General features: G+C 69.3%; 6 protein-coding genes, 1 tRNA gene and 1 pseudogene. 5 read left to right on the top strand and 3 right to left on the bottom strand.

What is annotated here, in order from left to right; translation table 11 throughout:
• Positions 1 to 272: 272 nt before the first annotated feature.
• From ACQKDV_RS14890 to hemA, 3 genes are read right to left on the bottom strand one after another with little or no spacing between them, the layout of a single operon-like run.
• A complete protein-coding gene (locus ACQKDV_RS14890) occupies positions 273 to 1,976 on the bottom strand; it encodes a tetratricopeptide repeat protein (RefSeq protein ID WP_427784700.1) in 1,704 nt (567 codons plus the stop codon).
• 4 nt (positions 1,977 to 1,980) lie between these two features.
• Positions 1,981 to 3,063, bottom strand: a complete 1,083-nt coding sequence (gene prfA, locus ACQKDV_RS14885; protein ID WP_427784698.1) for a peptide chain release factor 1 — start codon at positions 3,061 to 3,063, stop codon at positions 1,981 to 1,983.
• Positions 3,041 to 4,324, bottom strand: coding sequence for a glutamyl-tRNA reductase (hemA, locus tag ACQKDV_RS14880; RefSeq protein ID WP_427784697.1), 1,284 nt, complete (start codon positions 4,322 to 4,324; stop codon positions 3,041 to 3,043). The genes prfA and hemA overlap by 23 nt, the downstream gene beginning before the upstream one ends.
• A gap of 63 nt (positions 4,325 to 4,387) precedes the next feature.
• On the opposite strand from hemA, the gene ACQKDV_RS14875 reads away from it, so the two are divergent.
• The 5 genes and pseudogenes from ACQKDV_RS14875 to ACQKDV_RS14855 all read left to right on the top strand — a co-directional run.
• Positions 4,388 to 6,073, top strand: a complete 1,686-nt coding sequence (locus ACQKDV_RS14875) for a tetratricopeptide repeat protein (protein ID WP_427784695.1) — start codon at positions 4,388 to 4,390, stop codon at positions 6,071 to 6,073.
• Complete coding sequence (gene lolB / locus ACQKDV_RS14870) at positions 6,070 to 6,726, top strand: lipoprotein insertase outer membrane protein LolB (RefSeq protein ID WP_427784693.1); 657 nt, start codon at positions 6,070 to 6,072, stop codon at positions 6,724 to 6,726. The genes ACQKDV_RS14875 and lolB overlap by 4 nt, the downstream gene beginning before the upstream one ends.
• Positions 6,723 to 7,592, top strand: a complete 870-nt coding sequence (gene ispE / locus ACQKDV_RS14865; protein ID WP_427784691.1) for a 4-(cytidine 5'-diphospho)-2-C-methyl-D-erythritol kinase — start codon at positions 6,723 to 6,725, stop codon at positions 7,590 to 7,592. Before lolB ends, ispE begins: the two co-directional genes overlap by 4 nt.
• An 11-nt stretch (positions 7,593 to 7,603) precedes the next feature.
• Positions 7,604 to 7,680 (top strand) — tRNA-Gln (locus ACQKDV_RS14860).
• Positions 7,681 to 7,817: 137 nt separating this feature from the next.
• Positions 7,818 to 8,087, top strand: a pseudogene (locus ACQKDV_RS14855) (ribose-phosphate pyrophosphokinase-like domain-containing protein); the annotation flags it as partial.
• Positions 8,088 to 8,151 lie beyond the last annotated feature (64 nt).

Below are 8,151 nucleotides of genomic sequence, written 5' to 3'. Positions count from 1 at the left end.
AAACGGTAGAGTCGACCGTTGGTCGACTATCGCGCGCAGCGCGGGTTTCTTCGGCCCGCCCAGGGCAGTCGACTACCCCCTGATATTGCGGGCAAACGGTAGAGTCGACCGTTGGTCGACTATCGCGCGCAGCGCGGGTTTCTTCGGCCGGCCCAGGGCAGTCGACCACCCCCTGACATTGCGGGCAAGCGGTAGAGTCGACCGTTGGTCGACTATCGCGCGTAGCGCGGGTTTCTTCGGCCGGCCTAGAAGCAGTCGACCAACGGTCGACTCTACCCCGCCAGGCCAAGCCAGCCGTGCTCGCGCGCCAATGCCTGCAGCAGCGCCGACAGATCCGCCGCGAACCCGGTCATGTCGAATACGCCGCTGCCCCCGCGTGCCTGCGCCAGCCCCGCGCGCAGCGTGGCGAGCGCCGCCGGGTCGTTGCCCAGCGTGCTCGCCAGGGCGATGAAGGCGGCATCGTCATCCACGTTCATGGCGTCCAGGCCCAGATGATGGTTGAGGCTGCCGGCCACGCGCGCAGCAAAGGTCTCGCCGGGGCAGGTCAGCACCGGGCAACCGGCCCACAGCGCATCGGAGGCGGTGGTGTGGGCGTTGTACGGGTGCGTGTCCAGGAACAGGTCGGCCAGCGCATAGCGCGCCAGGTACTGCGGGTGCGGCAGCTTTGCCATGAACACCAGCCGTGCCGGATCCACGCCGGCGGTCTGCGCGGCTGCGCGCAGGCGCGCATCGGCCTGGCCGGGGCCGGACAGCAGCCACAGCACGCTGCCCGGCACTGCCTGCAGTACCGCAAAGGCGCGGTGCATGCTGCGCGGGTTGAGCTTGTAGCTGTTGTTGAAACAGCAGAACACCACGCCACGCTCGGGCAGGCCGCACTCGGCACGCGTCGGTGGCGGTTCCAGCACGCGGGTATTGTCCGAGGGCTGGAAGGCGCGCGGCAGGCGCAGTACGCGTTCGCTGTAATGCGGCTCCAGTGCCGGCGGCAGGGCAAAGGCATCGCCAACCACCGCATCCATCCACGGCGCCCCCGACGTGCCTGGATAGGCCAGCCAGTTCACCTGCAGCGGGGCAGGGCGCATCGCCAGCACTTCCGGCGTGCCGCCGCCGCCCCAGCCGCGCAGGTCGAACAGCACGTCGATCCCCTGCGCGCGGATCTGCGCGGCCGTCTCGGCATGGCGCAGGCCGGCCACATCATGCAGCTTGGCTGTTGCCTGCAGGCGCTGGCGGATGCGGCTGCCATCACCGCGGTTCAGTGCGAACAGATGCAGCTGCAGTGCCGGGTCGGCCTGCAGCTGTTCCAGCAGGGCGACGGTCAGCAGGCCGGTGGGATGGGCGCCGAAACCGTTTGAAAGGAAGCCGATCCGCAGTGGGCCACGGGCACGCACCGGCACCGCTGGCAGCGGGCGCACGGCAGCGGCCACGGCAGCCGCACGCGCGCGGGCGCAGGCCAGCTGCTCGGCAGCACTGGCCTCCTCGCTGAGGAAGGCGAAGGGCTCGACCACGCCCTGGCCGCTGGCGACCGCAGCACGCACCTGCGCGGCCAGCACATCCAGATCCCGCCAGTCGCACAGCCGGCGCTGCCAGGCCAGGCGCTGGGCAGCGATGTACGGTTCGGTGGGCAGCAGGGCGTACGCGCGGCGGTAGGCGGCGGCCGCACCTTCGGCATCATCGGCATCTTCCAGCGCGTGCCCCAGCCACAGAGCGATGCCAGGGTGTTCCGGCGCCAGCGAGGCGGCCTGGCCGAGCAGCGTGGCTGCATCGGCATGCGCGCCGGCCATCCACGCCACCCGGCCCAGCCGGGCCAGTGCTTCGGGGTGGTTCGGGCGCAACTGCAGGGCGCGGCGTGCAGCGCGCTCGCCGGCACCGATGTCGCCGGCTTCCAGTTCCAGGTCGGCCAGCATCACCCAGGCGATGAAATCGCCCGGTTGGCGTGCCAGCGCCTGCTGCAACTGCTGCCGCTGCTGCCAGGCCGACATCGGCTCAGCCCGCTGCCAGCTGGGCCAGCGCGTCCACCTGGTGCTCGTGGCTCAGGCGCTGCAGCAGGGCATCGAGGTCGCCGGCCAGGATGTTGGGCAGGTCGTACAGGGTCAGCCCTTCCACGCGGTGGTCGGTGATCCGGCCCTGCGGGAAGTTGTAGGTGCGGATGCGCTGGCTGCGGTCGCCGCTGCCCACCTGCAGGCGCCGCGATTCGGCCTGCGCCGCGTCCTGGCGCTGGCGCTCGGCATCCAGCAGCTGCGCCTTCAGGCGCTTCATCGCTTTGTCGCGGTTGGCGTGCTGGCTGCGCTCGGTCTGGCATTCCACCACCACGCCGGTCGGCACGTGGGTGATGCGGATGGCCGATTCGGTCTTGTTGACGTGCTGCCCGCCCGCACCGGACGAGCGGAAGGTATCGACCTTCAGGTCGGCCGGGTTGATGACGATCTCTTCGACTTCGTCAGCTTCGGGAATGATCGCTACGGTGGCCGCCGAGGTATGGATGCGACCCTGCGATTCAGTGGCCGGTACGCGCTGCACGCGGTGCGTGCCCGATTCGAACTTCAGGCGCGAGAACGCGCCGCGGCCGACCACTCGCGCCACCACTTCCTTGTAGCCGCCATGTTCGCCGGGGTTGTCCGATTCGATCTCGACCTTCCAGCCCTGGCGCTCGGCATAGCGGGCGTACATGCGGAACAGGTCGCCGGCGAAGATCGCCGCCTCGTCGCCACCGGTACCGGCGCGCACTTCCAGGAACAGGTTGCCCTCGTCACGCGGGTCGCGCGGCACCAGCAGCAGGGCCAGTTCCTGTTCCAGTTCCTGCAGGCGGGCCTGGGCGGCGGCGATTTCCTCCTCCGCCAGTTCGCGCAGGTCGGGGTCGGCGCGCATGCTTTCGGCGGCGGCGAGGTCGGCCTTGGCACGCGCTTCGTCGGCCAGGGCGGTGGCGACCGGTTCAAGTTGGGCGAATTCGCGCGAAAGATCGCGGAAACGGGTGTTGTCGGCGACCACGTCGGGTTCGGCGAGCAGGCGTTCCAGTTCTTCGCGGCGCTCGGCCAGCGCTTCCAGCTTACGGCGCAGGGTCGGCGTCATCGGGTCTCACGGGTGGGTGGCGGTAGCCCGGCGTGGCCGGGAACAGGCGCTCGGCGGCGCGGGTCAGGTCGGCGTCGCCACTGAGCGCGGCTGCGCGCAGGGCGGCGGTCGGCGGGTGCAGCAGGCGGTTGGTCAGGCCATGGGCCAGCAGTTCCAGCACTTCCTCGGCCGGCTTGCCATTGGCCAGCTGCTGCCGCGCGCGCTCCAGCAGTTCGGCGCGGGTGGCCTCGCCGAAAGCACGCAGCTGCCGCAGCGGTGCCTGGTGGGCGCTGGCCTGCAGGGTTTCGACAAAGCGCGACACCTGCAGGTCGATGATCGCCTCGGCTTCGGCGGCCGCCTCGCGGCGACCGCGGCGGTTGTCTTCCACTGCGCGCTCAAGATCGTCAACGGTGTACAGGAAGGCATCGTTGAGCGTGCCTACCTCGGCCTCGATATCGCGGGGCACGGCCAGGTCGAACAGCAGCATCGGCTTGTGCCGGCGTGCGCGCAGTGCCTTGGCGACCATCTCTCGATGGATGACCGGCTCGCGCGCGGCGGTGGCCGAGAACACCACGTCGGCCTCGGCCAGGTGGCGTTCCAGTTCGGTCAGCGGCAGCGCCACACCGCCATGGCGGGTGGCCAGTTCCTGCGCATGGGCCAGAGTGCGGTTGGCAATCAGCAGGCGGCGCACCTTGCCTTCGCTCAGGTGCCGTGCAGCCAGCTCGATGGTCTCGCCGGCGCCGACCAGCAGCACGGTTGAATCATCCAGGCGGGCGAAGGCGTTCTGCGCCAGGCGCACCGCGGCCGAGGCCACCGACACCGGGTTGGCGCCCACCTGGGTGTCTGTGCGCGCGCGCTTGGCCACCGAGAAGGTCTGCTGGAACAGCCGGTCCAGGCGCTGGCCGAGCAGGCCGTGGTCACGCGCGGTGGACCAGGCATCCTTCACCTGGCCCAGGATCTGCGGCTCGCCCAGCACCATCGAATCCAGCCCGGTGGCGACCCGGAACAGGTGGCGGACCGCATCGGCGTCAGCGTGCTTGTACAGGTAGCCCTGCAGGTCGCCGGCCTGGCTGTGCAGCCACTGGTCCAGCGCCTGCGGCGAGTCGGCTACCGCGTACAGCTCGGTGCGGTTGCAGGTGGAAAGCAGGACCGCCTCGGCGATCTGCGGAGTATCGCGCAGTGAACCGAGCGCGCGCGGCAACGCCTCACCGGCAAAAGCCGCGCGCTCGCGCAGCTCAACCGGTGCGGTCTGGTGATTCAGTCCGAGCACCCACAGGGTCATTGTTCAGTTGCTTGCGATAAGCTGCTGGCCATTGGACGACATTTTAAGGCCCCGATGCCGACGATGCCCGCATTGATTCGCATCCCCAGTGTTCTGCTGCTGTCCCTGGCCTGCAGCCAGGTGCTGGCAGCAGCGCCGGCCAAGGCTCCCGCGAGGGGCCCGGCCAGCGAAGCATTGGCCCTGGAACCGGTCATGGCCGGTGAATTCGCGCTGCAGGCCGGCAAACTGGCCGACGCCGCGCACGCCTACCTGCAGGCGGCCGAAGAGACCGACGGCGACGCCGGGCTGGCCGAACGCGCGACCCGCATCGCCATGCTGGCCAATGATGATGCCAGCGCAGCCAAGGGCCTGGCCCTGTGGGAGAAGCGCGCGCCCAGTTCGCTGTCCATGCGCAGTGCTGCCGGTGCGCTGGCCATGCGCCAGGGTAACGTGAAGGCCGCGCGGACCGAGCTGCAGGCGTTGCTGGCCGACCCCGACGAGCGGGGCTGGAAGTTCGCCCTGGCCGCCCTGATCGGTGGCGGCCGCGACCCGGCCGTACCGGCCCAGGTGCTGGGCGAACTGGTCGATGCCAACGCCATCCCGCCGAAGATCGAGGCCTGGCAGGAGTTCGGCAGGCTGGCCCTGCGCATGGAAAAGCCCGAGCTGGCCCGGCGCATGATCGACGAGGTGGTCAAGCGCTTCCCCGACGAGCCGCGGGTGGCCCTGCTGCGTGCCAGCCAGCTGCAGCAGGCCGGGCAGACCGCGCAGGCGCTGGCCCTGTTGCAGGGGGTGGAGCCGAAGACCCGGCAGGACCCGGAACTGCGCAACGCCGTGGCCATCGCCTATGACAGCCTCGGCCAGCCGGCCGCGGCCGAGCGTGTGCTGGCGGTAGGCCCGCAGGACGTGCAGACCTGGGGCATGCGTGCCTCGCTGCTGGCCAAGCAGGGCGATACGGCAGCGCTGTCGGGCCTGTACAACGAGCTCTCGCGCCAGGCCGCCAAGCCCGACCCGGCGCAGCGCCTGCTGCTGGGCAAGATTGCCGAATACCTCAAGCGCTACCCCGAGGCGGTGAACTGGTACCACAGCGTGCCCGGTGGCGATGAACTGAACGAGGCCAGGCTGCGCGCGGCCAATGCGCAGGGCCTGGCCGGCCGCCAGTCGCTGGCGCTGGACGAGGTGCATGCCATCCAGTCCGATGCCACCGTGGATGACGATGTGCGCCGCGATGCTTACCTGCTGGAAGCCGAACTGCGCCAGCGCGCCGACGACCTGACCGGTGAACTGGACGCGCTGGCCCGTGGCCTGGCCGCCTACCCGGACGAGAACGCCCTGCTGTACGCCCGCGCCCTGGCCTGGGAACGACGCGACGACATCCCCCGTGCCGAGGCCGACCTGCGCAAGGTGCTGGTGACCGAGCCGGAAAACGTCGCAGCACTGAACGCGCTGGGCTATACCCTGGCCGACCGTACCAAGCGCTACCAGGAAGCGCTGGAACTGATCGATCGCGCGCGCGTGGCCGATCCGGACAATCCGGCCATCGTCGACAGCTACGGCTGGGTGCTCTATCGCCTGGGTCGCAACGAGGAAGCCCTGGTGCAGCTGCGCCGGGCCTGGACGCTGTCCCGCGATGCGGAAATCGCCGCCCACGTGGGCGAAGTGCTGTGGGTGCTGGGCAAGCATGACGAAGCGCGCCACTTCCTCGACGAAGCGGCGAAGATCGACCCTGACAACCGCGCGCTGCAGCGTGCCCGCGAGAAATTCAATCCATGAGCGTTTGCAAGATCCGGCCGCTGCTGCTGGCGGCCGTGACCCTGGTGGTGAGCGCCTGTACCAGTGTCGGCACGCAGAAAACGCCGGCCCCGGATGTGGTCTACACCGTGTCGCCAGCCGCCGAACGCGCTGAAGAGGCCCGCGTGCAGGCCCTGCGCGCGCAGCCGGACTACAGCTTCCAGGGCCGGGTTGCGGTCAGCAAGGGCAGAAATGGTGGCAGTGGCCGCATCGACTGGGTCCAGCAGGGCAGCCAGTACCGCATCCAGCTGAGCGCCCCGGTCACCCGCCAGAGCTGGACCCTGCAGGGCGACTCGGTACAGGGCGGGGCGCGCCTGGATGGCCTGGGCGATGGCCCGCGCGCCGGTGACGACGCCCGCCAGCTGCTGCTCGATGCCACCGGCTGGGATATCCCGGTCAATGAACTGTCCGACTGGACCCGTGGCCTGGTGCTGCGGGGTTCCGGCGAAAGCAGCGTGGAGCGCGATGCCGAGGGCCGCCCACGGCGCATGCGGCAGGTCGGCTGGGTGATCCAGTACCTGGACTGGTATCCGGCGCAGGAAGGAAGCCCGGCGCTGCCGCGACGCATCGAGGCCAGCCGCGAGGACGCCAAAGTGCGCCTGCTGGTCGACCAGTGGGGCACGGACGCGCCATGACCACGCAGAGTGACGCCGACGGCTGGTCCTGGTGGCCGGCGCCGGCCAAACTGAATCTGTTCCTGCACATCACCGGCCGTCGTGCCGATGGCTACCACGAACTGCAGACCGTGTTCCGCCTGCTGGACTGGGGCGACCGCATCGGCCTGCGCCTGCGCGATGACGCCCAGGTGCGTCGGCAGGGCGAGGGTCTGGCCGGTGTTGCCGAGGCCGATGACCTGGCGGTGCGTGCGGCCAGGTTGCTGCAATCGGCTGCGAATGTCGGTCAAGGTGTGGACATCGTCGTTGAAAAGAATATTCCCGCGGGCGGTGGCTTCGGCGGCGGGTCCTCCGATGCGGCCACCGTGCTGGTGGTTCTCAACCGGCTCTGGCAGGCCGGCCTCGATGAGGATGCGCTGGCGGCACTGGGTCTGCGGCTGGGCGCCGATGTGCCGGTGTTCGTGCGCGGCCATAACGCCTGGGCCGAGGGGGTAGGGGAGCGCCTGCAGCCGGTGACCCTTCCGCCGGCCTGGTATGTGATTGCCGAGCCGGGCGTTCATGTGCCCACTCCGGCGCTGTTCGCTGACCCGGATTTGACGCGCGACTGCCCACAGGCGAAAATAGAGGACTTCGCTTCCGGCGTTCTGGTCGGAAACGTGTTCGAGCCGGTGCTGCGCCGTCGCGAGCCTGCCGTAGAGGCCGTGCTTGCCGCGTTGAGCAGCATAGGCCGGGCACGTTTGACCGGGTCCGGAAGTGGTTGTTTCGTCGAATTCGATTCGCAGGCTGCTGCAGAGCAGGCGCGAGCGGAATTGCCGAAGGAGTTGCGGGCAAGGGTGGCCGCGGGCGTTGCACGTTCGCCACTGCTGGATGCACTCGAGCAACACTGATTCATCAATGCAGGGGCGTCGCCAAGAGGCCCAAGGCACCAGGTTTTGATCCTGGCATTCGGAGGTTCGAATCCTCCCGCCCCTGCCAATGCGGCTGTGTCCGCGCCATCCAGCGCATCACTGCGCGGGACGTGGAAACAGTCGCGGTGTTGTAAGCAGCAGGGGCCGCAGCGGTCCCTGCCGCTACCGGATCCCCGCCACTCGTCCCCGCCCGAGACAATCATGATGCAACAGTCCCCGAACCTGCTGGTATTTTCCGGCAACGCCAACAAACGTCTGGCGCAGAACATCTGCAAGGAACTGGGGGTCCGCCCGGGCAAGGCGCTGGTCTCGCACTTCTCCGATGGCGAAGTGCAGGTGGAGATCGAAGAGAACGTCCGCAAGCAGGACGTCTTCGTGATCCAGCCGACCTCGGCGCCGAGCGCGGAAAACCTGATGGAACTGCTGGCCACCGATGCGCGCTTGAGCGCGTCGATCAGCACCAGCAGTTCCATCAGGTTTTCCGACCGGTGGCTTCGATGGTGTCGGTGAAGCGCTGCGCGGTGAGGCGGTTGCCGAT

Origin of the sequence: Stenotrophomonas sp. NPDC077659 (genome assembly GCF_050268705.1) — a bacterium.
GTDB lineage: Bacteria > Pseudomonadota > Gammaproteobacteria > Xanthomonadales > Xanthomonadaceae > Stenotrophomonas.
This window is presented reverse-complemented; position numbering and strand designations above follow the sequence as displayed.